Origin of the sequence: Pelomonas nitida (assembly GCF_043555975.1) — a bacterium.
In the GTDB taxonomy this organism is placed as follows: Bacteria; Pseudomonadota; Gammaproteobacteria; order Burkholderiales; family Burkholderiaceae_C; genus Pelomonas; species Pelomonas nitida.
This window is the reverse complement of sequence record NZ_JBIGIA010000002.1, coordinates 203931-227188: the sequence shown is the minus strand read 5'-3', so window position 1 is coordinate 227188 and position 23258 is coordinate 203931. Positions and strand designations below refer to the sequence as shown.

The 23258-nt window shown below is 63.2% G+C and carries 23 protein-coding genes; 14 read left to right on the top strand and 9 right to left on the bottom strand.

From position 1 onward, the window contains the following. Positions 1 to 126: 126 nt before the first annotated feature. From ACG00X_RS03520 to ACG00X_RS03500, 5 genes are all read left to right on the top strand, one after another. Entirely contained in the window at positions 127 to 1362 is a 1236-nt protein-coding gene (locus ACG00X_RS03520; RefSeq protein ID WP_394486568.1) for a tyrosine-type recombinase/integrase, read from the top strand. 70 nt (positions 1363 to 1432) lie between these two features. Continuing rightward, a complete protein-coding gene (locus ACG00X_RS03515) occupies positions 1433 to 1723 on the top strand; it encodes a type II toxin-antitoxin system ParD family antitoxin (RefSeq protein ID WP_394486567.1) in 291 nt (96 codons plus the stop codon). Then, positions 1723 to 2085: a type II toxin-antitoxin system RelE/ParE family toxin gene (locus ACG00X_RS03510; protein ID WP_394486566.1), complete on the top strand. Its 363-nt coding sequence runs from the start codon at positions 1723 to 1725 to the stop codon at positions 2083 to 2085. Before ACG00X_RS03515 ends, ACG00X_RS03510 begins: the two co-directional genes overlap by 1 nt. A gap of 84 nt (positions 2086 to 2169) precedes the next feature. Then, a complete protein-coding gene (locus ACG00X_RS03505) occupies positions 2170 to 2799 on the top strand; it encodes a hypothetical protein (RefSeq protein WP_394486565.1) in 630 nt (209 codons plus the stop codon). Between the two features lie 221 nt (positions 2800 to 3020). Further along, positions 3021 to 3719 carry a MobA/MobL family protein gene (locus tag ACG00X_RS03500; RefSeq protein WP_394486564.1) on the top strand — a complete coding sequence of 233 codons (699 nt, stop codon included), beginning with the start codon at positions 3021 to 3023 and terminating at the stop codon, positions 3717 to 3719. 128 nt (positions 3720 to 3847) lie between these two features. Here the strand turns inward: ACG00X_RS03500 and ACG00X_RS03495 are convergent, their stop codons facing one another. Next, positions 3848 to 5257, bottom strand: a complete 1410-nt coding sequence (locus ACG00X_RS03495; protein ID WP_394486563.1) for a YfjI family protein — start codon at positions 5255 to 5257, stop codon at positions 3848 to 3850. Positions 5258 to 5272: 15 nt separating this feature from the next. Further along, positions 5273 to 5509 (bottom strand): helix-turn-helix transcriptional regulator, encoded by a 237-nt coding sequence (locus ACG00X_RS03490; protein ID WP_394486561.1) that lies wholly within the window; start codon positions 5507 to 5509, stop codon positions 5273 to 5275. A gap of 170 nt (positions 5510 to 5679) precedes the next feature. Between ACG00X_RS03490 and ACG00X_RS03485 the strand changes: the two genes are divergently transcribed. Further along, positions 5680 to 6141 carry a hypothetical protein gene (locus ACG00X_RS03485; RefSeq protein ID WP_394486559.1) on the top strand — a complete coding sequence of 154 codons (462 nt, stop codon included), beginning with the start codon at positions 5680 to 5682 and terminating at the stop codon, positions 6139 to 6141. Here the strand turns inward: ACG00X_RS03485 and ACG00X_RS03480 are convergent. Both ACG00X_RS03480 and ACG00X_RS03475 read right to left on the bottom strand, forming a co-directional pair. Continuing rightward, positions 6114 to 6587, bottom strand: a complete 474-nt coding sequence (locus tag ACG00X_RS03480; RefSeq protein WP_394486558.1) for a hypothetical protein — start codon at positions 6585 to 6587, stop codon at positions 6114 to 6116. The two genes, ACG00X_RS03485 and ACG00X_RS03480, sit on opposite strands and share 28 nt — an antisense overlap. Positions 6588 to 6643: 56 nt before the next feature. Continuing rightward, positions 6644 to 7813: a DUF4339 domain-containing protein gene (locus ACG00X_RS03475; protein WP_394486556.1), complete on the bottom strand. Its 1170-nt coding sequence runs from the start codon at positions 7811 to 7813 to the stop codon at positions 6644 to 6646. Positions 7814 to 7985: 172 nt separating this feature from the next. Here ACG00X_RS03475 and ACG00X_RS03470 point away from each other — a divergent pair, with 172 nt between their 5' ends. Continuing rightward, a complete protein-coding gene (locus ACG00X_RS03470; protein ID WP_394486555.1) occupies positions 7986 to 8303 on the top strand; it encodes a helix-turn-helix domain-containing protein in 318 nt (105 codons plus the stop codon). Here ACG00X_RS03470 and ACG00X_RS03465 read toward each other — a convergent pair. From ACG00X_RS03465 to ACG00X_RS03445, 5 genes are all read right to left on the bottom strand, one after another. Beyond that, entirely contained in the window at positions 8293 to 9216 is a 924-nt protein-coding gene (locus ACG00X_RS03465) for a recombination directionality factor (protein WP_394486554.1), read from the bottom strand. The two genes, ACG00X_RS03470 and ACG00X_RS03465, sit on opposite strands and share 11 nt — an antisense overlap. Positions 9217 to 9258: 42 nt before the next feature. Beyond that, a complete protein-coding gene (locus ACG00X_RS03460) occupies positions 9259 to 10281 on the bottom strand; it encodes a YqaJ viral recombinase family nuclease (RefSeq protein ID WP_394486553.1) in 1023 nt (340 codons plus the stop codon). Between the two features lie 113 nt (positions 10282 to 10394). Continuing rightward, positions 10395 to 10826 carry a hypothetical protein gene (locus tag ACG00X_RS03455; protein WP_394486552.1) on the bottom strand — a complete coding sequence of 144 codons (432 nt, stop codon included), beginning with the start codon at positions 10824 to 10826 and terminating at the stop codon, positions 10395 to 10397. 238 nt (positions 10827 to 11064) lie between these two features. After that, positions 11065 to 12048 carry a DUF932 domain-containing protein gene (locus tag ACG00X_RS03450; protein WP_394486551.1) on the bottom strand — a complete coding sequence of 328 codons (984 nt, stop codon included), beginning with the start codon at positions 12046 to 12048 and terminating at the stop codon, positions 11065 to 11067. 91 nt (positions 12049 to 12139) lie between these two features. Then, positions 12140 to 12463, bottom strand: a complete 324-nt coding sequence (locus ACG00X_RS03445) for a hypothetical protein (RefSeq protein WP_394486550.1) — start codon at positions 12461 to 12463, stop codon at positions 12140 to 12142. A gap of 584 nt (positions 12464 to 13047) precedes the next feature. Here ACG00X_RS03445 and ACG00X_RS03440 point away from each other — a divergent pair. The 7 genes from ACG00X_RS03440 (at position 13048) to ACG00X_RS03410 (ending at position 23255) form a co-directional block, all read left to right on the top strand. Then, positions 13048 to 14631, top strand: a complete 1584-nt coding sequence (locus ACG00X_RS03440) for a recombinase family protein (RefSeq protein WP_394486784.1) — start codon at positions 13048 to 13050, stop codon at positions 14629 to 14631. Continuing rightward, a complete protein-coding gene (locus ACG00X_RS03435; RefSeq protein ID WP_394486549.1) occupies positions 14631 to 15530 on the top strand; it encodes a plasmid partitioning protein RepB C-terminal domain-containing protein in 900 nt (299 codons plus the stop codon). The genes ACG00X_RS03440 and ACG00X_RS03435 overlap by 1 nt, the downstream gene beginning before the upstream one ends. Continuing rightward, positions 15530 to 16426 carry a plasmid partitioning protein RepB C-terminal domain-containing protein gene (locus tag ACG00X_RS03430; protein WP_394486548.1) on the top strand — a complete coding sequence of 299 codons (897 nt, stop codon included), beginning with the start codon at positions 15530 to 15532 and terminating at the stop codon, positions 16424 to 16426. Before ACG00X_RS03435 ends, ACG00X_RS03430 begins: the two co-directional genes overlap by 1 nt. 161 nt (positions 16427 to 16587) lie before the next feature. Further along, a complete protein-coding gene (locus ACG00X_RS03425; RefSeq protein WP_394486547.1) occupies positions 16588 to 19839 on the top strand; it encodes a helicase-related protein in 3252 nt (1083 codons plus the stop codon). Continuing rightward, complete coding sequence (locus ACG00X_RS03420; RefSeq protein ID WP_394486546.1) at positions 19836 to 20600, top strand: DUF4391 domain-containing protein; 765 nt, start codon at positions 19836 to 19838, stop codon at positions 20598 to 20600. Before ACG00X_RS03425 ends, ACG00X_RS03420 begins: the two co-directional genes overlap by 4 nt. Next, a complete protein-coding gene (locus ACG00X_RS03415; RefSeq protein ID WP_394486545.1) occupies positions 20597 to 21322 on the top strand; it encodes a DUF6988 family protein in 726 nt (241 codons plus the stop codon). Before ACG00X_RS03420 ends, ACG00X_RS03415 begins: the two co-directional genes overlap by 4 nt. Positions 21323 to 21341: 19 nt before the next feature. Further along, positions 21342 to 23255, top strand: coding sequence for a site-specific DNA-methyltransferase (locus tag ACG00X_RS03410; protein ID WP_394486544.1), 1914 nt, complete (start codon positions 21342 to 21344; stop codon positions 23253 to 23255). Positions 23256 to 23258: the final 3 nt, after the last annotated feature.

Sequence of the window (23258 nt, the reverse complement as noted above, 5' to 3'; positions counted from 1 at the left end):
CGATGGAGTCGTCTGCCCATCTGTTTCATTGAGGGAAGTGCAGCTGAGTTGTCCGAAGCCGGCCGATTCAATCCGATCAATCACTTCTCCCTATGGTAGAAAGGATGGTGGAGTAGGATTGCACTCATGGCCCGCAAAGCTAAGGACTTGTCCGCGTTAGAGGTGGGGCGGTTGACCGCACCTGGCCACCATGCCGTTGGCGGCGTGGTGGGGCTCTACCTGTACGTTACCGAGACGGGTGCACGTTCTTGGGTGCTACGCCTGATGGTCGGAGATAAGCGCCGCCACATGGGCCTGGGTTCGTTCCCCACCGTCCCCCTGGCGCAGGCTCGTGAGAAAGCGCGTGCCGCGCGAGAAACCGTCGAGGCTGGGCTGGACCCCATGCTGCAGCGCGACAGCGCCAAAAGCCGCCTGCGAGCCCAGCAGGCCACCGACAAGACTTTCGAGCAGGCGGCGCTGGCCTACATCGACAGCCACGGCGATGCCTGGCGCAATGCCAAGCATCGCGCACAGTGGACGGCCACGCTGGAGACCTACGCGTACCCCTTCATGGGTAAGCTGCTCGTGCAGGATATCCACCAGGAACACGTGCTGCAGGTGCTGGAGCCGATCTGGAAGACCAAGAACGAAACCGCAGTGCGCCTGCGTGGGCGCATCGAAAGCGTGCTGGACTGGGCCACGGTCCGCAAGCTCCGCACCGGCGACAACCCCGCCCGCTGGAAAGGCCACCTGGACCACCTTCTGCCGGCGCCGACCAAGATCAAGAAGGTTGCCCACCACCGGGCGCTGCCGATTGACGCGATGAGCGACTTCATGACTCGGCTTCGAAGTGCGGGGGGGACCGCAGCCCGGGCATTGGAGTTCACCATCCTCACTGCCGCCCGCAGTGGTGAAGTTCGAGGCGCCCAGTGGTCTGAGATCGACCTTAAGGACAAGGTCTGGACTGTGCCTGGAAGTCGCATGAAGGCCGGTGTCGAGCACCGTGTCCCGCTATGTGAGCGTGCGGTGGCGCTGCTCAAGGCGTTGCCGAGAGTGGAAAAGATCGACCTGCTGTTCCCCGGTGTCCGGGGTGGCCCGCTCTCGGACATGTCCTTGACGGCCGTGCTGCGCCGTATGGAAGTGGACGCCGTACCACACGGCTTTCGGTCCACCTTCCGCGACTGGGCTGGCGAGCGCACCAACTACCCCCGTGAGGTGGCCGAGCAGGCGTTGGCGCATGTGCTGCAGAACAAGACCGAAGCCGCGTACCGGCGTGGTGATGCGCTGGAGAAGCGCCGCGCCATGATGGAGGACTGGTCCAGGTTCTGCGATGCCGCCAAGGTGCTTCGTGCCAGTGATCTGATAGGAGCGCCACGGTCGTAGCGCGGTAAGAGTCCATTGGCATAATGTGCCAATGGCGAGCCTGTTTTCCCCATCCTGAGGAGCGATCAACATGCCGACACGTAATGTGGTCCTGAGCGACCATCAGCAGGCGCTGGTGGAGAACCTGGTGCAGTCCGGCCGCTACCAAAATGCCAGTGAAGTGCTGCGTGAAGGCTTGCGTCTCATCGAGGCACGAGATCGCGTCGAGCAGACGCAGCTCAAGGCGCTAAAGCAGGCCGCTCGCCAAGGGTTGGCTGACCTCGCCGAGGGCCGATATGCCGAGGTTGGCGATGACCAACTGGAGGACTTCATCGGGCAATTGGGGCTTCGAGCCACACAGCTGTCCAAGACGGCTGAATGATGCTGCGCTATCGCCTGTCAGACTCAGCGCAGGCCGATGTGATCCGCATCCTGGCGTGGACGCAGGAGCAGTTCGGTGAGAACGGCAGATCGCGCTACGAGGGCCTCATCGTCGCGGCGTTGCGGGACGTCGCGACGCAGCCGGAGAGGCCGGGCAGTCTGGCCCGCCCTGAACTCGGTGCAGGCGTGCGGTCATGGCATCTGCGGCTGAGCCGCCACCACGCCGGCAGCGCAGCGCTGGTGCGTAGACCTCGCCACTTCGTCATCTACCGTGCTGAGCTGGATCTGCTTGTCGTCGCTCGTGTGTTGCATGACGCGATGGAGTTGGCGAAGCATCTAGATCCCGAAAGCTCCTGGACATAGCCTGAGCGATGCATCGCCGCAGGAGGAGCCATGCCTAATCGAAAGAATGCTGACCCGCCGTCTGCTGCGGCCGTCGCTGACAGATTGGCCAAACTGCTGACCGAGTTTCGTTCTCAGTGTGAAGAAGAAGGGCTGCTTTCAACCTATGAGGAGGTGCATGAATACCATCTCGGTGAAGACGCCTATCCCAGCTACAGCCTGAGCGACTGGCTCCGCGATGCTGAGTTTAGATATGGGGTTCTGCAAGGCACATGGGAACACTACAGAGTCTCCCTTGTGATGGCCCATGTCGCCAGCGCCAAAGCTGAGATGGATCGAGGTAAATCCGCTTCGGCCAATAAGCTGCTTCAGCACGCATACATGCTGAGACATGATCTGAGGGGTGATCTGCCTTCGATCTATGTTGACCCGAATATTGAAGATAAGCGCCCATCCCAAAGGGGTGGGCATGTCAAGGATGTGAATCGAAGGTGTAAAGCCATCCTGAATTGCCTGGAGGACAACCACAAGCTGGATGGCAAGGACTTCAAGTCATTTGACGAGGCGGTGGAATATGCCATCGACATGCTGATCGCTGAAGGGCAGGGTGAGGATGTTGAAAAACTTAGGCGAATGAAGAGATCCTATCCTGGGCTATTCAAGGACTGGTTGCGCCTTAATGCTGATGATGCTGCCAGATTCAAGGTGTGTACGGGAATCGCCTGGAGTGATTGATCACTCCATGATGACGCTGTGTATGGTGAAAATATACTCTTCTCTATATCCTGTGAGGAAAGTTCATGGTTGAATCTAGGATAGGGTGGGGTGAATAATGGATGCGCACTTTACCTTTCTCTAAAATGAGGTGAAAACTCAAGCCATGATCTCTCCTGGGCGTGCCTGCCGGCATGGTTTTATGGTTGAGATGATGGGGTGCCAGTATGGCAAGTTTTCATTTGAGTATCAAGAACGGGAAGAAGGGAAAAGCAGCAAGCCATTCGGCCTATATCGCACGAGAGGGCAAGTTTGGCCGCAACGGCAAGGCAGACGACCTCCAGTTGCACCAGCACGGCAATCTCCCGTCCTGGGCCAACGATCAACCCGGCGTCTTCTGGAATGCCGCCGACAAGTTCGAGCGCGCAAATGGCACGGCCTACGTTGAATTGGAGTTTGCGCTGCCAGCGGAACTGGCGCCTGCACAGCGATCCGAACTGGTCCAGGAATTTGCCGCCAAGGTCTGCGGCAACAAGCCCTACGAATTCGCCATTCACGCACCGGAAGCTGCCTTGGGAAAAGTCAGTCAGCCCCATGCGCACCTGATGATCAACAACCGGGTACCCGATGCTATCGAGCGTCCGCCGGAGTTGCACTTCCGACGCTACAACGCGGTTCACCCTGAACTGGGTGGCTGCAAGAAGGACAGCGGTGGCCGGCACCGCGGCGAGATGAAGGCACTGGCCACCTCCATCCGGGAGACGTTTTCCGAGATCCAGAACCAGTATCTGGAAAAGTACGGCCACGCGGACCGCGTGGACCATCGAAGCTACCGAACCCGGGGTATCGACAAGGTGCCGGAGCGCCATCTTGGCCACGCCCGCATCAAGCAGATGTCCGAACAGGCCGTGGGTGAGTTGCTGCAGAAACGACAGGCATGAGGGCAGGCCACGCCCCATCGACTGGCCGCTACGACTGCAAAACCGCTAATTTGAGCGGTTTTGCGACGTTAGCGGTAGGCGGGCGGCAGCGGCCCTGAACTGTTGAACGAGGTGGCCCCGACGCTGACTTAAGCCCAAGGCGTGAACTTCACGACGGTTTTCCGGCCATGACGCCATTGCGTGGCACGCCCGTGAAACTCAAGCCAGCCCAGCGCACGGTTGAGCTTCTCGCGATTGCGCAGCGGGTTCGGGCCAAACTGCATGATCTTGCTGCGGTCGATGTAGATGAAGCCATCCATGGCTCTCGGGACCCTGTTGACCCATTGCTCCAACATCATCGCATCCTGCTGTTCTTCCGGCAGCTTGAATTGGGTGCCGAAGATCATCTTGAACTGCGCCAGGTACCACTTGGATATTTCGACAGCCTGATGAATGGAGGTCTGGTCTATGAAGTCGGTTATGCCTTCGTAGATGCTGAAAATTGCAGCGATGCGGGCGGCGTTGTCAGCAATTTTTGACGCGAAATCAGCGATATCTGCATAGAACCATCCCTGCTTTTGTTGGGACTCGGTTTCGTTGAAGAATGCCGTCCACGAGCAGGCAGCGTGCTGATTAAATCCAATCACATTACCCGTCGGGCGGGTGTTGTTTGTGCGCAGCAACTCGGTAATCCGGTCGTGAAAGCGCTCCGTGTCATCGACGGCGATGATTTCCCCGGGAAAGATTTCACGAAATCCCTGGATGGATAGGGGGCGGGAAACGAGGCAACGTGCTAGGTAGCCGCTGCCCCGCATATGCTCACCCCGGGTTTTCTGGAACCTATTAAATTCACTCGGTTGGAGCATGAGCGAAGAGGTCAGCAGGGCCTCCAGCACAAAACTCTCGGCGCTCACGCGGTCAATCGGTACGCTGCTGCCGCTCCAGAGCTCGGACAGCATCGACAGATTCGACATGGCTGGGCCGAACAGCAGCCGCGAGGCTTCGTTCGACAGTAGCGCTGCCGAAGCCGAGTTTTTGTGCAAACCGACGGACAGTGCTTCCGGAGTCGTATCGGCGTAAACGAGTTTGACGACCTGCGGGTGCGTCGGTTTCTTGCTCTGCAACTCCTTCAATTGTGAGACCAGAGGTTCCGTCGGCTCGCCCTTGGCGGTGTATTGCTTGATTTGCAGGGCGACGCCGTCGCGCTGCGCCTTCCAGGCCATCAGCTCGGCTTCATGCCGCTCCAAAGCAGAGCGGCGCTGGTCGGCCTGCGCCTTTTCGAACGCGCGGATGGCGACAAAGGCCACGTCGTCGGAACTCGTCTTTCTATCGCCTGAGGCTGCCAGGGTCAGCAGAGCCAGGCTGAGCGGGGCGATTTGACCCGAGGGGCGCTGAACCCGCGCAATATGCTGCGTGGCAGTAGCCAGCACGGCCAGTACTGAGGCGCCGACGATTTCCAGTGGCGCCTTGGTCTGGGCGTGCATGGCCAAGATGGCTTGCCTGATGCCGGCCGGAAAACAGTAGACCGGGTAATTGCCGGGGTTATTGAAATACATCATGGCGGAATCCCTGGTTCAGCGGGCGCCGCCGTGGGTTTTCTTCGCACTGGCGACCTTGGCCGCCAGCCATTCCTCCACTTCGGATTCCACCCAGGCGACGGTGTTCGCCCCGAGCTGGATGGGCCGCGGCATGGCCGGGTCGTGGCGGGGCGACGAAGGCGACAGCCAGTCGTGCAGGGTGCTATTGGCGATGCCGCCGAGGCGGCGGCGCAGCGCGTCTTTGCGCAGCAGGGTGATGGGAGCGGATGACATGCAATGGCTCGCGGTTGTGGATGACGGCGCCATTGCATGTCGACACTTCGGATTTCCTTTCGTCCTGCTCGGGCATGCCTGCGCGCAGACCAGAATTTGACGAGTCAATCAAAGCCTGATAGGGGATCTCGGCGGGCGCAATTCGCCCAGTCTCCGCAGCCTTGCGAACCATGTTCGGCGTGGCCGAGACAGAACCCAGCCGACTTGCCGAAACCGCCACGGCCATCACCCATCTCGATGAACTGCTGAGCGCGTTGATGCGGGGTATGGCACCGGGCCGCCCTTGGCAGCGGCAGTTGTCGATGCGGCTGGCGCAGGCCGGCCGCGAGATCCAGGTGATGCGCATGACCATTGCGATGGATCGCGAGCCCAAGGAACTGGTGCAGGCAGCGCTGAACTTGCACGCCACGCTGTGCGCGGTAGGCGGCGAACTGGCCAGTGCTCGGGCCGACCCGACGACAACTGGCCCAGGGCTTGGCCGGCCAGGGGGCGATGCCCTGATGGTCGAGCACAAAAAAATCTACACCCGACAGTGCCACCCCATCAAGCGATGGGGTGGCTTATGCCGCGTCTTCATTGCCTGGGCAACAGGTTTGTTCAGCGATCAGAACCCCATGAGCGCCGTCATGTAGCGCGACTTCACGGTGTTCACGTCCACCAGCACGTGGCTCTTCTGTTCGTCCTCCAGATAGTCCACGTCGTAGGTGAAGTCCACCTCGCGGGTCCTCCCCTTGATGTCGAACGTGTACTTCGCTGCGCAGGCATACCGATCAAGGTCCTTGTCCGAGCGCGTTGTGCGGACCTCTGAAATCTTGCGCGTCCCAACAATGCCCTTGTCCTTGGCCTCCTGATACCAGCGGGCCGTTTCCAGATGCGAGTCGATGATCTCCAGAACCTGTGACTTCGTGCTGCGGTCATTGCAGCTGAGCGCGCCAGCGTCGAAGATACTTGAGAGCGCCGTCAGGGTCAGGCCGGTTGCGGCGACGCCCAGCAGGATTTGGCGCCACAGCGGCAGTGCCAGGAACCAGCCCTTGGGATCGGCCTTGAGCTGGTTGAAGTTCGTGATGATCTTGTCCATGGGTTCCTTCCGTTGATCGTGATTGCCTGGGACGCCGGCTTAGCGGCGGCCAGGCCTTACTTAGTTGGATTGACGCCGTCTCGCATCTCGACCGTCTTGCCGTCCTCCAGCACCTGGTTGTCGTTGCCGAACTGGTAGACCGACATCCCGCCCATGCGAGGCATGGTCAACGTGATGACGTCGCCGCGCTGCTCGTAGCGGACCGCCGGCGTGCAGGAGCCGAACTCTGGCGAGAAGCGGATGCCATCGCGATGGACGACCACGAAGAAGTACAGCGCCTCGCAGCTGTTGCCGCGGCCACCGCTGCTGCGCAGCAGCACAGCTTCTGAGCCGTCGGCACGCTGGAACTTGCGCACCAGCTCATGCCAGGTTGCGTCCGGGCCTTCGAAGAGGCGCTGCTCCCCCAGGAAGATCGCCGAGGACCGGTCGGGCAGTTCGCGCTGCTCCAGCACGCCGTGGACGGTCTCGATGCGGCGTGGCATCGTGTCGCTGATGTCGACTTCGCCGTGCACGGCCGGCGCGGCCTGCTCAGGCGCCGGGACGCCCAGCTTCCTGAGATCCACGGGCTCGGAGAGGACCCGCGTCATCTGCTCTGGCGACAGGTCCGAGCCTGCGGCATCGGCCTGATGCGCCTGCCACTGCTCATAGGCGAAGCTCCCGCCAAAGAGTAGGCAGGCCAGGAGCGTGACCATCGCGCCCGCGATGGACCACCTGCGTTGCACGTCGTTGAAGGCCTGCACGCTGGCCCAGCTGCCGCGGCGCCAGGCCAGCTCGCGTCCCTTGACGCCGAGCCAGATCGACACCGGAATGCCGATTACGGGCACCAAGGCCAGCAGCCCCCACCAGACCCGAAAGCGCGCCGCCCAGATCCAGTTCAGCAGGATGCCACCCCAACACCAGCCCTTGACGCCGGCGGGCAGCGGCGCGTCGGATCGGCCGGACAAGAGAGGAGGCTGCGCATCGGACGAAGCACTACGGGACGCCGTGCCCTGGTTGCCGCGGGCGCCCACCAGCGGCGGAGGCGTCGTGGCCTTGAGGTGGGCGCCCAGCGCCGTGTCCTCGACCGGCGTCCAGTCGTCCAGGCCCTCGCGCCAGACCCGCGAGCCCAGGGCCAGCGTGCCGTTGGCGACTAGCGCCCGCATCTCCTCCTCGATGTGCGGGCCGTGCTGCTGGCGGCTCCGCTCGTAGTACCAGGCCGCAGGGTCAAGAGGGACAGGTGTTGTCATTGGATCTCCCGTGTTGTTGACTTTGAGTCACGTTGATGGGTGAAGAAAAGTTCGCCTGCGGGGCCACGGCTCAGCAAGAGGCTGGATGCCGAAAGGCGACGAAGACAAACGCGATGACGTTGTGACTCATAGTCCGTAGTCCCATTGTCATCAGGTCTTGAGGATCGCGGCTGTGAAAACCGCCACGAAATCCGCCACTTCAGTGGGCAAGAAGCCGCTCAGCCCGCGCGGGCGTGGTGCGGTGCCGGCGCCGGCCGATGAGGACCGGCTGCTGCGGCTGTTCGCCGACAACATGAAGCGGCTGCGCCAGGACAAGCAGCTGTCGCAGGAAGCGCTGGCCGACCTGTGCGACCTGGACCGGACCTACATCTCCGGCATCGAGCGCAAGCGGCGCAACCTGGGCATTCGCAACATCCAGCGCATCGCCGACGCGCTGGGTGTCGATGTGCGGGCGCTGTTTGATCCAGACGGACTGGCGGTTACGGCGTAGGCGTGCCGAGCTTGCCGGCCAGCTTGGCGGCGAGACCCGACTTGGCCCCGGAAGCAGTCGCCCCCTCGTTCCCGTCACCGCCGCCCTCGTCCTCGGGGAAGAACTCCTCCACGATGGCGACGGCTTCTTCTGCCGACTCCTCGAAGGCGCCGAGCGCCACGCCTTCGCGCGCCGCCCGATCCAGGGCTTCCTGATCGACGCCGCTGCTGCGCCTGGCCTCCCACGCTGCCTTGGCTTGTCGGGCGCCCTCGGCCAGACTCGTGCCGGATCGCAGCGTCAGGTCGACGTAGTAGATCGGCGCACGGTGCGACTGGGTCGTGGACTTGCCGCGCAGGCGCAGTTCAAGTGGCAGCGTCGACAGGCACCCGCCCGATGCCGCTGCGAAGTAGCGCAGCCGAGTCGCCAACGTGCGGATGCTGTTGAAGCCGGCCGTGCGGAACACGAAGCTTCCCAGCTCGTCAACATGATCCTCATCGCCGACGACGCGCACGTTAAGCCGCCCCAGCGGTCGGCACTGCCGCTGCGACATCTCGCAGTTGTCCGGTGTGGGGCAGGGCAGCGTCTGCATGCCCGAAGCGGTGGACCGCTTGCAGGTCTCCCCGTTGCCGACGCACAGCGGGCGTCCGGACCGGCGGTCGAACAGCGTGTAGTTGGCGCGCAGGCTCAGCTCGGGATCGTCAAACAGCAGCTGCACGGGGATGCTGCGCAGCTTGGCTGATCTGTCTGCGCCGGCAGCGCCTTTGCGCAGGCTCTCATTGAGCGGATGCAGCAGCCAGCCGTCCTTGGTCTGAACCTGTGTCGTGATGGTGAACTCGTCATCTTTCTCGGGCAGACGCTTGTCGCCGCGTTCGACGATCTTGCCGATGGAAATCCGCCCGACGATGGGCGGGGTCAGGGCGAGGCCTTTGAGCATGGGGATTCCTTGGGGTTGATGTTGGAAAAGCTGTGGCCCGGGTCAGTCGTTGTCGTCGTGCACCGTGAACCGCCGTGAGCCCGGCTTGGCCTTCATGAAGCAGCGCGCCAGCTCGGGCTCATCGCGGCACAGCCGCTCGCCGTCCAGCACCGCGCTGTCCTGGCTGCGCTTCCAGCTCACCTCACCGGTCTCGAACACCGCACGGGTCGCGGAGCCCATGCGTTGCTGGATGGCCTGCTTGATGCGGGCCTCCTGCTCGGTCTGCGCCTTCAGCACCTGGCGCACCGCCAGCAGGTCCGAGAACAGCGCCGACATCACGAGGTCGCCGCTGAGGTCCAGCACGCTTCCGTCGTCCCGGGGATACAGCGCCTGCAGGGCCTGGTGGCCAGAATCCGAGCCATCCGCCAGCGGTGCGACATCCAGCTCCACGCAGCGCCAGAAGCGCCGCTCCAGCTCGATCAACTGGGCGATCAGGCGTTCGTCGCGCTCGATGCGATGGATGCGCAGTTTCTGGCCGCCGATCAGCACGCAGACATCAGCGGCCTGCTTGCCCGTCACAGCCAACTGGTGCATGACTTGCAGCTGCACGTATTCGGGCACACCGTCGCGCCACAGCCTGGCGCCGTTGATCCCGGCCGTCTTGCATTCCAGGATCTGCACGTCCGGCACGCCGACGACTTCGCGGTCCAGGTTTGCGAGCATCCACGGCTCGTCGGGATGCTGCAGCACGGCATTGACGCGCCGCACGCGGTGGCCGGTGCGGCGGGTGTACTGCGCCGCCACGATGTGTTCCAGCAGCGTGCCCCAGTAGACGGGTGTGCTGTCGTCCTCAGGGTCGATCTGGGGCAGGCCGGCATCGCGGCCGGTCTTCTCCATCCACAGTTCCAACTGGGACTTGTAGGGGTTGAGCCCGACGGCCGCAGCGGCGTCCGAACTGCCGATGCCGCGCTTGCGAACGGCCAGCCACTGGTCGCGGTCCAGCGTCTGCGTCTTGACCAGCTTGAGCGCCGGCTTGCGGCGCGATGGCGCGCTGTCTGGCGCGGGGGAGGGAAGGGCGGTTGCCATGGATTCTCCGAAATGAAGCCCAGACGGCACAAAGCCCCGATCCGAGCTGTCGGACCGAGGCCTGTGTCGAAGGGGGGGAAGGGGAAGGAAGGCTGTCAAACGGGGCCTCCCGTTCACGGCGAGGGCGCAGCCCGCCACTCGATCAAGCGACGGACGCGGAAGCGAAGCAGCCGGCCATTCGTGTATCGCAGCACCGCGTGTTCCGGGGCTCCAGTGATCGGCAGGCGGGTGTTGTGCCCGGCGCCCCAGGGCAAGTCATCGGACGGGTCCAGCAACATCAGGGCGCGAACCCGTCTCGATGGCTGCGCATCGACCTCCACGCCGGTGACCGTCATGAGGCGCGGCACGGCGCCGGCATCGCTGCCGTCCCGATGCCGCAGTTGGACCTCCAGCAGGCAGACGCCGCCCTGCACGACGGCCTGACGGACCTGCGCCCCCAGCGCCTTCAAGGTCAGACCGTGGTGGACCTGGCCGCGCGCCGGCAGGCCGGCAACGCGCCACGCATTGCGCGTCTTGCGGACGGCCGCCACGTCGTCTGCGCTCACGGGGCGGGCGCTCAGCAGACCCAGCGTGTGTTGCAGGGCGCAGAGGTTGAACTGGGCCGGCGAGCTTGCGTCATCCGTCGGCCAGGCCAGCGGCGCCCACCGCAACCCTTGCCGGGTGCGGACGGCGTGGCAGGCCTCCCGGTCAAACTGCAGGCCGGCGACATGCTCGTGAATCAGCCGTGGCGGCGCAGGCCGCGCAGCAGCGCGCGGAGGCTTCTGAAACGCGACCATGGCCGCATCAGTCCGCCAGCGACAGGGCCAGGTCGAGCGCCCGCTGCTTCAACGCCGCGCCTTGCCCGAACCAGGCACTGTCCAGCCGGTACTCCTGGCTGCGCGCGCGGCGCTCGTGGTCCACGAACTCGGTGATGGCGTTGAGCAGCCCCCAGGCCGTGCCCTTGGCGGCGGCGAGTTCCGCTCCACGGCCTCGGCCGTTGAAGATCTCCTGGACCTTGGCCAGAGCGCGCTCATTGCTGAGACCCGCAGCGCGCTCAACACCCTTGGCCGCCGTCGGCGGGTTCGTCTCGCAGATCACCTTGAGGAAGTAGTTCATCGCCTCGTGGTTCTTGACCTTGCGCTCGGCCAGCGTCTTCATGCGGTACATGAAGCCGTCCCATTGCGACACGGCGATGCCCAACTGCCGCTTGACGGCCTGCGCATCAAAGCTCGACCGGTGCGGCACCTTGACGGCGCAACTGGCGCCATTGAGCGCCAGGTTCAGCGTGTTGCTGCACACCACCCGGATCGTGGTCGGCGTGGCCGTGGTGGCGAGCGAGCCGTCGCAGGACGTGGCCAGCAGCAGGTAGCCGTTGACTACGTCCGTGCCCTTGAGCGCGACCTGCTTGCCCGTGCGCGCCAGCGCCCAGAACTTGCGGCCGGCCTTGAGCACGCCGGCGGTCTCCAGCTCAAAACCTGACACCTCGGTGAGATCGCGGTAGAACTCCAGCACCTCGCGCGGCTGCACGACCTGGTAGCGGCTGCCGACGACGGACAGGGCCTCCTTGGTGTCGCTGCGGTAGAGCACCTTCTGGTCCTCGAAGCTCATGATGGCGCCCAGTGCGCCGCTGGTCTCGGCGAGGTAGCGCACCGGGCTCTCGCAGATCGCCCAGTCCATGCCGGCCTCGCGGGTCCAGCTCTCGATGGATTGCTTCGGTGCCAGTTCGTTGCCCAGTTGATGCCACGGGGTGGTGCCCGTGTAGGCCATGGTTTGCAGTTGATGTGACATGGGGGTTCCAGAAATGACGGGGGCGCCGGGAGCCGCTGGTGGATCAGCAGCGCCGGGCGCCCGGTGTGAATGGAAGCTGAGGGGGAAGGCGTCAGTGTTGCGGTGGATCTGACGCGTTGAAGGTGTGACCGCAGGACAGGCAGCGGCAGCGCAGGAGAATCGCCCGGTCGATGGCTTCGCCGAAGCGGGCACCCAGCGTGCAGCCCGCAGCACCTTCCAGCAGCGCGGCGGACAGGGCGCTGGCGACCAGGCCCGCAATCGGTCCCGATGCGCAGGCGCCGATGGTGGCGATGCGAGCTCCGGCAGAGAGCGCACCAGCGACTTGCAGGACACGCACTGCGCCCGTGGTCATGCCGGCCAGGGCGCCCAGCGCCGCCGCGAGACGGCGTGCCGCGTGATGCGGCTCGGCATGCAACGAACCACATCGGGGGCAGGAGGCGGATGGGGCAGGCGAGTCGTGCTGATGTCCCCCGCCGGTGTGACAGCGGAAGTGCTGGGTCGCCGGCTCCTCGTCTGGACCGTCGAACGGGTCAACGGGGTCCAAGCTCATGCCCCTTGCGCTGACGCTCCAAGTAAGCGGCCAGGCCCAGAACGGACAGGGCGCCGGAGAAGAACGTGATGGCGAAGGCGGCGAGGTTCTCAAGGGGAGAGGGACAGGGACGCATGGAGACTCCTTGGGGAAGATGCAAACAAAATGGCCAGCCCCTCTTTAAGGAGAGGGCTGGCCATGTGGAGAACCGCGCGGGGCTTGACGGAAGAGTTGAACCGGCAGCCCACGGGTCACAACGGTGATATGGGTCTGAGAGTTTTTTGATTCGAGGATGAGTTGCCCGCAAGAGGGGGGAGGCGTTGCGGAACCACCGGCCGCGGGGAGGGCACTTCTCAGCTTCGGGCGGGTCGAGCGTGCAGAACTTGCTCGCACGGTCCAACTGTCATCAAAACGTCACGGTGCGCGGCAACGATGGCTTGTTGATGACCGTCTGCCTGGGAGGGGACGCGATGACGGAATACTCAAGCGTAGGTTCGGATGACGGTGCCGCTGAGGGGCCAGTCCAGAGCGATTTGCTCCCCGTGGCCCAGTACGTCCGCATGTCGACGGAGCATCAGAAGTACTCGACCGACAACCAGGCTCAGGTGATCGCAGCCTACGCCGAGTTGCACAAGATGCGGGTCGTCCGGACCTACATGGACGCCGGAAAAAGCGGCCTCAACCTTCGTGGCCGCCCTGCATTGCAGCAACTGCTCGACGACGTCCGAACACCGAATCCTGGGTTCGCCGCAGTGCTGGTCTACGACATCAGCCGCTGGGGACGATTCCCCGACCCTGATGAAGCTGCCGTCTATGAGCAGACCTGCAAGAAGCGCGGGATCAAGATCATCTACTGCGCCGAGCAGTTCAAGAACGATGGATCGCTGTCGTCGACTGTGATGGTCGGTCTGAAACGGAGCATGGCTGCCGAGTACAGTCGGGAGCTATCCGTCAAGGTGTTTGCCGGGCATCGCAACCTCGTGCAGCGAGGCTACCGGCAAGGCGGCGCCCCTGGCCTCGGGCTGCGTCGCCAGTTAGTCGACGAGAACCACAACGTCAAGGGCCTGCTGTCGCGCGGCGAGAAGAAGAGTATCCAGACCGACCGCGTCTTCCTTGTCCCTGGACCGGAAGCCGAAGTCGCCACGGTGCACCAGATTTACCGGCTCTTCTTGGACGACGGTAAGCCCGAGCGGGTGATCGCTTCCGAACTCAACCGTCAGGGGCTGAGGACAGACCTTGGGCGCCCCTGGACACGGGGCACCGTTCATCAGATCCTCACCAACGAAAAGTACATCGGCAACAACGTCTACGCCCGAACCTCATTCAAGCTCAAGATTGAACACCGGCAGAACCCGCCGGCCGAGTGGATCCGTAAAGATGGCGCCTTCACCGCCATCGTTCCCCATGAGCGGTTCTGGCAAGCGCAGGCCATCATTTCCCAGCGGTCGCGTCACCTCGATGACGAGCAGATGCTCGCCCTGCTCAGGCAAGTGCTGGAGAGGCACGGGGGCTTGTCGGGCGTACTGATCGACGAAGAAGATGGCCTGCCATCCAGCTCCAGCTACCGCACACGCTTCGGCAGCTTGTGCCGCGCCTACAGCCTGGTCGGCTACAGCCCGCGGCGGGACTATGCCTACCTGGAGATCAACCGGGCTCTGCGCCGCTACCACCCCACCGTTGTCGAGCAAGTGTCGGCAGGCATCGTCGCTGCCGGTGGAAGCGTTCAGACCAACGCCGACACGGACATCCTCACAATCAATAACGAGTTCACCGCGTCCATCGTCGTCGCCCGGTGCAAGCCAACGCCAGCAGGCAAGTACCGCTGGCTAATCCGGCTCGACACGAGCCTGGAGCCAGACGTGACCATCGTCACGCGCATGGACCACGCGAACCGCCACCCATTCGACTTCTACGTCTTGCCGGCCGTCGACTTCACGGCTTCGCAGCTTCCGGTAGCGGAAAGCAACGGCTTCTCGCTTGACTTTTACCGGGTCGACGCACTCGATGACTTCTACGCCCTGTGCGCCAGGGCTCCCTTCGCGGAGGCTGCATGATGGACAAGTCTGCCCGGGTAGAGATGATCCCCATCGAGGCTGTGATTGTTGCGAACCCGCGGGTTCGCAACACCAAGCTGCATCAAGAGATCACCGACAACATCGGCCAGATCGGGTTGAAGCGCCCCATCACGGTCCGGCGCTTGCCTGACACCGACGGCGACGCCCCGAAGTACGCACTCATCTGCGGACAGGGCCGGCTGGAGTCCTGCAAGTCGCTCGGGCAGGAGCTCATCGCCGCTCTGGTCGTCGACACCGACGAAGAGACCGGCCACGTCATGAGCCTGGTCGAGAACATCGCGCGCCGCACCCCACGGGCCAGCGAGATGCTGGAGCAAGTCGGCGCACTGCGCGCCAAGGGCTACTCCGACGCCGAGATCGGCAAGAAGATCGGCTGCACCGCCTCATGGGTCAACAACGTCGGCGCGCTGCTTGAGCGTGGTGAGCGTCGCCTGTTGACTGCCGCCGAGGCCGGCCACGTCCCGCTCCACATCGCCGTGCAGATAGCACGCGCCAACGATGCCGAAGCGCAAGAGCTGCTGCTGGAGGCCTACAACCGCGGTGACCTGAAGGGTCGCAAGGTCGCCGTCATGCGACGCATCCTGGAGCATCGGGCGCGCAGCGGAAAGCGCCACAGCCCGGAGATCTACGGCAGAGGTGGCTCGCCGTCGAAGCGCATGAGCCCGGAAGAGCTGACGAAGCTTTACCAGCGCAACACGGACGAGCACAAGCGCATCCAGCGCCGGGCAGAACACACGCAGTCCACCTTGCTGATCGTGCAGCAAATCTTCAAGGAGCTGCTGGGCAACGCCGACTTCCGCAAACTGCTCAAAGCCGAGGGCCTGACCAACATGCCCAAGCCGCTGGCCGAGCTGGCCAAGAAATCCGGGCTGGCATGATGGACAAGAATCCCAAACCCATTCGCCTCGGATTCGAGCTGGATTGCGTGGAAGTTCCGCTGGAGCTGCTGCATGCAAGCCGGGTCGTGCCGGCCACGATCAAGGTCAGCGTCAAGTACAAGCAGGTCAAGTCGTCGCTGGCCGAGATCGGCCTCGTAGAGCCGCTGGTCGTCATTCATCATCCTGCCCACCAAGGCGCCTACCAGGTCCTGGACGGTCACATCCGACTCCTGGCTTTGACGGAGCTCGGCGTCGCCCGAGCGCTTTGCCTGATCTCGACCGACGACGAGGGCTACACCTACAACAAGCGCGTCAGCCGTCTTTCCGTCGTGCAAGAGCACAAGATGATCGTCCGCGCGGCTGAGCGCGGCGCGTCGGTACAACGCCTCGCTGCCGCGCTCGACATCTCGGAGAAGTCTATCCAGGAGCGCTTCCGCATGCTCGACGGCATCTGCGACGAGGCGGTGCGCCTGCTGGCCGACAAGCCAGCCGGCCGGACCATCTTCGGTGTGCTGCGCAAAATGGGCGCGTTCCGGCAGATCGACGTGGCCCGAACCATGGTTGGCCTGGAGAACTACTCGGTCAAGCTTGCGGAAGCCATGCTTCAGCACACGCCCCCCGATCAGCTGGCGCCCGACACCAAGGCCAAGGTCCAGCGCTCGGGCGCCACGGAAACGGTGCAGCGCCTGCAGCGGGAGCTGGCGGCCATGCAAGCCGACACGAAGTTGATCGAAGAAACCTACGGTGACCTGACCCTACAGCTGGCCATCATCAAGGCACACATCAAGACGCTTCTGGACAACGTGCACGTTGTCCGCTGGCTGGCACGGTTCCACAACGACTACCTGCAGCAGCTCCAGCTCGTCGCCGAGATCAAGCGTCTGCCCTCGGAGTAAACCCGCCTTCTTGCCTCACCCGCCTCACTGAGACAGGCACAGCGCTGTGTAAATCTCGGGTATCTACTTAGAAGCGGAGCCGCGCACCGCACAGTTAGGCAGAACCACGCTGCCGGATCACTTGCCCCCTCGGTTAAATTGCTGCAGGGAGCAAAAAAACGATGAAGCTGATCCGAAATGCTGGTACTGACCGTGTTGTAGACCTTATCTCGCCCGAACTCGTTTCCGGCAACCAGATCGACCTGATGACGGCGTCTGGCTCGCTGTTCGCGTTCGAAGCGCTTCAGGAAGGAGCCAGCAAGCTCAGCGCCGCCCGGCTGCTGGTGCCCGCAGATGCGGCCGACTTCAGCCCCCTAGGCAACGCTGCCGATCGGCCTGCCCGTAATCGGCTGCAGGCGCCGAACCTCGCCAAGCAGTTCGCGGAATGGATTCGCGGCAAGGCTGAAGTGCGTTGCGCACCGGGCTCCATCCCCCAAGGCCTCGCGGTCCTTCGTGGACCGGACGGCAAGGCCCGGCAAGCCGTGCACGGGTCCTTCGGCCTGTCGACCGATGGCCTCGGCATCACCCCAGGCAACCCTCTGAGCTTCATCCAGGCGTCCGAGACAGCCCAGGAAGCCGAGGCGCTGGCCCAGTGGTTCGACCTCCAGTGGGAGGGCCTCGGCCAGCAACCTGACGCGAAGACTGCAATCCTGCAAGCCCTCGACGAGCTGGCGGCAGCGCGTGACCCGATGAGCGTCTACACGGCGATGCTGTACCACCTGTTCAGGGCTGACAGCCAGGACATGGACGAGGACCGCATCGTCAAGTCAGCCACCGGCATACGCGACACCATCGTCTGGAAGAAGCTCTACAAGTTCCAGCGCGACGGCGTCGTCGGCGCCATCGACAAGCTGGATCGCTTCGGCGGCTGCATCATTGCCGACAGCGTCGGCCTCGGGAAGACCTTCGAGGCGCTGGCCATCATCAAGTACCACGAGCTGCGCAACGACCGCGTCCTGGTGTTGTGCCCCAAGCGCCTGCGCGACAACTGGACCATCTACAAGGCCAACGACCAGCGCAACATGCTGGCGTCCGACCGCTTCAACTACGACGTCTTGAACCACACCGACCTGTCGCGCGACGGCGGCCTGTCGGGTGACATCGACCTTGCGCACATCAACTGGGGCAACTACGACCTGGTCGTCATCGACGAGTCCCACAACTTCCGCAACAAGAAGGCCCCGAAGCAAGGCGCTGAGACGCGCTACGACCGGCTGATGCGCAAGATCATTCGCGAGGGCGTCAAGACCCGCGTGCTGATGTTGTCGGCCACGCCGGTCAACAACCGCCTGGCCGATCTGAAGAACCAGATCGCCTTCGTCACCGAGGGCGATGACACCGCCTTCTTCGACCATGGCATCGCCAGCATCGACAGCACCACGCGTCGCGCCCAGAAGTCCTTCAACCGGTGGCTGGAGCTGCCCGAAGAAGAGCGAACGCCCCAGCTACTGGTGGAAATGCTGGGCTTCGACTACTTCGCGCTGCTGGACCACCTGACCATCGCGCGCTCCCGCCGTCACATCGAGAAGTACTACGGCACCGCAGAGACCGGCCGATTCCCTGGCCGCCTGCCACCCATCAACATCAAGGCTGACGTCGACAAGGCCGGCGAGTTCCAGTCGATCAAGGAGATCAACTTCGAGATCCGCCGGCTCAAGCTGGCTAGCTACGCGCCGCTGCGCTACGTCAAGGAAGACAAGCTGGCCAGCTACGACGCCAAGTACAGCACCTCCATTCGAGGCGGCGAGAGCATCTTCCGCCAGGTCGACCGCGAAGAGAGCTTGATCCACCTGATGCGCGTCAACCTGCTCAAGCGGATGGAAAGCTCCGTCTTTTCCTTCGCCCTGACCGTGGGCCGACAGCTCAAGGATGTCGACGAGACCCTGGCTCGGCTGCAGGCCTACCAGGCAGGCAGCGTCGGTGCCGAAGACGAGTTCGAAGAGATCGACATCGCGGATGTCGATGTGGACGATCCCGCCTTCGAAACCCTGCTGGTCGGCCGCAAGGTCAAGGTGCTGCTCAGCGACATCGACCTCGCCCGCTGGCGTCAGGACCTCACCGAAGACCGCAACCGGCTGGCCACGCTCAACGCCGCCGCCCTGCAAGTCGATGCCGCCCGCGACGACAAGCTCGGCAAGCTGCGCGACCTGATCGCGGAGAAGGTGCGCAACCCCATCAACGCCGGCAACCGCAAGGTCATCGTCTTTACCGCGTTTGCCGACACGGCCGAGTACCTGTACGAGCACCTGGCGGACTGGGCAAAGACCCACCTACAGGTCGAAGCTGCTCTGGTCACGGGCGCGGGGCGGAACCGGTCCACCCTGCCCGGGCTGCGCAAGGATCTGACCACGATCCTCACCGCCTTCTCCCCCCGGTCCAAGGAGCGCCCTGCCAGCCTGGCGCACGAGGGTGAGCTGGACCTACTGATCGCCACCGACTGCATCAGCGAAGGCCAGAACCTGCAGGACTGCGACTGGCTGGTGAACTACGACATCCACTGGAACCCGGTGCGGATCATTCAGCGCTTCGGTCGTGTCGACCGCCTGGGCTCGCCCAACACCAGCATCCAGCTCGTCAACTTCTGGCCCAACATGGAGCTGGAGGAGTACATCGGCCTGGAGCAGCGCGTCAGCGGTCGCATGGTGCTGCTGGATGTCTCCGCCACGGGTGAAGAGAACATCATCGAGCAGCAGTCCGGCGACCCGATGAACGACCTGGAGTACCGGCGCAAGCAGCTGTTGAAGCTGCAAGACGCCGTGATCGACCTGGAAGACCTGTCCAGCGGCGTGTCCATCACCGACCTGACCCTCACCGACTACCGCATCGACCTGGCGCGCTACCTCAAGGCCCACCCGGGGAAGCTGGAGAGCATGCCCCTGGGTGCATGCGCCGTCACCACCACCCACGAAGCCGACATCCCGCCCGGCATGCTCTTCTGTCTGCGCGCCGAGGGCGTCGCGGCCGAGAAGGCCGTCGACCCCAGCTACCCGCTGGCGCCCATCTACCTGGTGCACATCGGCGAGCACGGCACGGTGTTGCTGCCCTACACCCAGGCCAAGCACGCGCTGGATCGCCTGAAGCGCCTGAGCATGGGCCGCGAGCTGCCCGATGCCGGCGCCGTCGCTCGCCACGCCAAGAGCACGCGGCAGTTCTCCGATATGCGCCACGCCCAGGACCTGCTCGCTGCTGCAGTGGGCTCCATCGTCGGCAAGGGGGAGGAACGGGCAGTCGCCAGCCTCTTCGCGCCGGGCGGCACCCATGCCATGCGCGGCGAGTTCGCCGGCATGAACGACTTCGAAGTGCTGGCCTACCTGGTTGTCCTGCCGGGTTCGTCAGCCACCGCGGGAGCTGCAGCAAGCACGGCGGCAGCATGAGTGCCGATGCACTGATCGACGCCCTCGGTCTGCCCGACGCCACTCGGGTAGACCAGCGCGTGCCCAAGAAGCTGCTGGCCGAGCATGGCGCCGCCACGGCGGCCGACAAACGCCAGGTGCAAGACGGGGTGGACGAGGTTCAGTGGCTGGCATCCCTTAAGCCCCACCTGATCGGCGTGCCGGCCTTCAAGGATGCGCAGCGCGAGTACCTGGAGGTGGCGGTGCTGAGCCTGAAGCTGAAGCCAGGCACCAAGCCTGGCCGCCTGGCCGAGCTGCTGCATCGTGCCGTGCCCTACCCCATGCTGCTTGCCACCAGCTCAGACCTCGGCGTCAGTCTGTCGCTCGCTCACATCCGCGCGTCGCAGAACGAAGCGGACAAGACGGTGCTGGACGGCCCCATTCCTTCTGTCCTGCTGCCTGATGCCGGCAGCGGGCAGGCCTTTTACGCGGCCATGGCGCTGGCCAAGCAGCCCCAGACCGACCTGTTCGCGCTCTACCAAGGCTGGCTAGACACCGCGAGCGCGCTGGACATCGCCGAGGAAACGGGCCGGTTCCAGCCCAGCCTGACGCGCGAACAAGCAGCGGCACGGCACGCCACCTTGCAGGACTGCCGCCAGCTGAAGGCGCAGATCGCGCAGCTGCGCAGCCAAGCCGACAAGGAAAGGCAGATCGCCCGCCAAGTGGCACTGAACCAAGAGATCCATGCCGCGGAGCGCCAGTTGCTGACCTTGCAGCGCATGCTGTCCGGGGAGGCCGCATGACGGACGCGCCCGCACCGCACGACGCCAGCATGGCACTGGACACGCTGGGCCAGGCACTTGCCCGAGCCGATGAGCTGGATGAAGCTCTTATGGCTGCCATCGCCGCCGAGCAGTACCGCCCCTACGATGGGTCGGCACGCATCAGCGCCAGTGTCAGCGCCGCCTGCGTGGCGCTGGAGCATGGCCGAGCGCTCCGGGTTCTGGTGGCACAAGGCCTGCCGACCGCGGCGTTCAGCCTCCTTCGCCTGCAACACGAAGCCCTGACGCGCGCCGTGTGGCTTCTCTACGCGGCGACGGACCTCGCGGTGGACAAGCTCGCTGCCCCGCTGTCGAAGGAGACCGAAGCGGCGGCCAGCAAGCTGCCGATGCTGGCCGACATGCTCAAGCAACTGGCCGACAAGCCTGCCGCTGCACAGCCGCTGCTCGGCCTGCAGGCGTTCAAGGACAACAACGCCGCGGCACTGAACTCCTTTGTCCACGGCGGCATCCACGCCCTGCACCGCCATGCGCGCGGCTTTCCCGAGCCGCTGGTGATTGGCGCCCTGCGCAACTGCAACGGCCTGCTCTTGATGGCTGGCATGATGCTGGCTGTACTGGCTGGTAGCCAGCCCATGGTGCGGCGCGTCAGCAGGCTCCAACTTGAGTTTGCCGCTGATCTGCCGCCGCCCCTGCCGACCCACGCCCGCGCCGATGGCGCCGTAGGTCAAGCCCAAGAACACTGAAGTCCAAGAAGAACGAACCATGTCCATCCAAAAGATCGAACCCGGCATGCCTGAGAGCCAGAGCGCTGACATCCTGGCCGACAACCTGGCCCGGCTGAAGGGCCTGTTCCCCGAGCTGGTGACCGAAGGCGCTACGAATGGAAGAACCGGGCCGGCCATCAACATCGACGTGCTCAAGGCCTTGGTCGGCGATGCAACCGTGACCGACGCAGATGAGAAGTACGGCCTCAACTGGCATGGCAAGCGGGCGGCTCGCCAGCTGGCCCTAACGCCCAGCACGGGCACGCTCCGTCCTTGCCCCGAAGAAAGCGTGGACTGGGACACGACGCAGAACCTGATGATCGAGGGCGACAACCTCGAAGTGCTGAAGCTGCTTCAGAAGAGCTACGCCGGCAAGGTCAAGCTGATCTACATCGACCCGCCATACAACACCGGGAAGGACTTCGTCTACCCCGACAACTTCCACGACAACATCCAAAACTATTTGCAGCTGACAGGCCAGGTCGAAGGTGGGCGGAAAATCAGCAGCAATACCGAGGCGAGCGGCCGATTTCATACTGACTGGCTAAACATGATTAGCCCCCGCCTAGCACTTGCAAGGAATTTACTCTCACCAGATGGGGTTATTTTTATCTCCATGGATGAGGGAGAGGTTGCGAACCTTCGGAAGGTTTGTGATGAAGTATTTGGTGAAGAGAATTACATAGCAACCATCGCCTGGGAAAAGAGAACAAATCGAGAAAACAGAAAATCGGTCTCATCGCGATACGACAACATCATTGTATTTTGCAAGGATAAGAGCTTCATTTCAGATGCGATTGGCCAACTGCCGATGTCGGAGAAGGCGCTTGCCAACTACAAGAATCCTGACAACGATCCCCGTGGTTTGTGGAAATCAGATCCAGCGACCGCGCAAGCAGGGCATGGCACCAAGTCACAGTTCTACACATTCGTGGCGCCCAACGGAATGAAGCATGAGTTGGAAAGCGGGAGATGCTGGCTCTACACCCAGAGTGTCATGCAGCAGGCCGCGGACGATGGCAGGCTATGGTTTGGCCGTGACGGCAATGGCGTCCCCAGAATTAAGACATACCTTGAGGCGAAAGATCGTGGCTTAACCCCGGAAACGATATGGTTTGCCGAGGATGTTGGCACAAATGAAAGCGCTAAGAACGTTTTAAAGGAAATATTCGATGGCGCTGCGGTCTTTGACTCTCCCAAGCCTGTTGAGCTAATTCGACAAATGTTGCTTATGGCAACCAGGAAGGACTCGATTGTCTTGGATTTTTTTGCAGGCTCGGGAGCGACCGGGCACGCCGTGATGCTCCAGAATGCTATGGACGGTGGAAAGCGTCGATTTATTCTCGTTCAACTGCCCGAACCGTGCCCCGAAGAAAGTGAGGCGAAAGCCAAGGGGTTTGCCACCATCTCAGAAATCACTGAAAACCGGCTAAAGAGATCGGCAGAAATTGTTCGAAACTCCCAAGATGCAACATTTGATGGTGGATTTAGAAAATACTATTTAGCCAGCTCAAACATCAGAAGGTGGAATTCGGCTCCAAGCACCCTGGAATCATCACTACTCGACCATATTGAGCATCTGGTCGAGAACCGAACGACCGAAGATTTGCTCGCCGAATTGCTACTAAAACTGGGATTAGATCTTTGCGTGGACATTCAGGTGCGTGAAGTCGCAGGCAAGACAGTGCACAGCATCGGCAGTGGGGTGCTTGTCGCCTGCTTCGACGAGCGCATCAGCGTTGCAGATGCCGAGCTACTAGCGTTGGGCCTCGTGTCATGGCACAAGGAGCAAACCCCAGCAGGCGAAGTGACCTGCGTCTTCCTCGACAGCGCTTTCGAGAACGATGTCGCCAAGACCAACTTGGCCGCCATCCTCGAACAGCACGGCATCGCCAAGGTGCGAAGCCTCTAAACG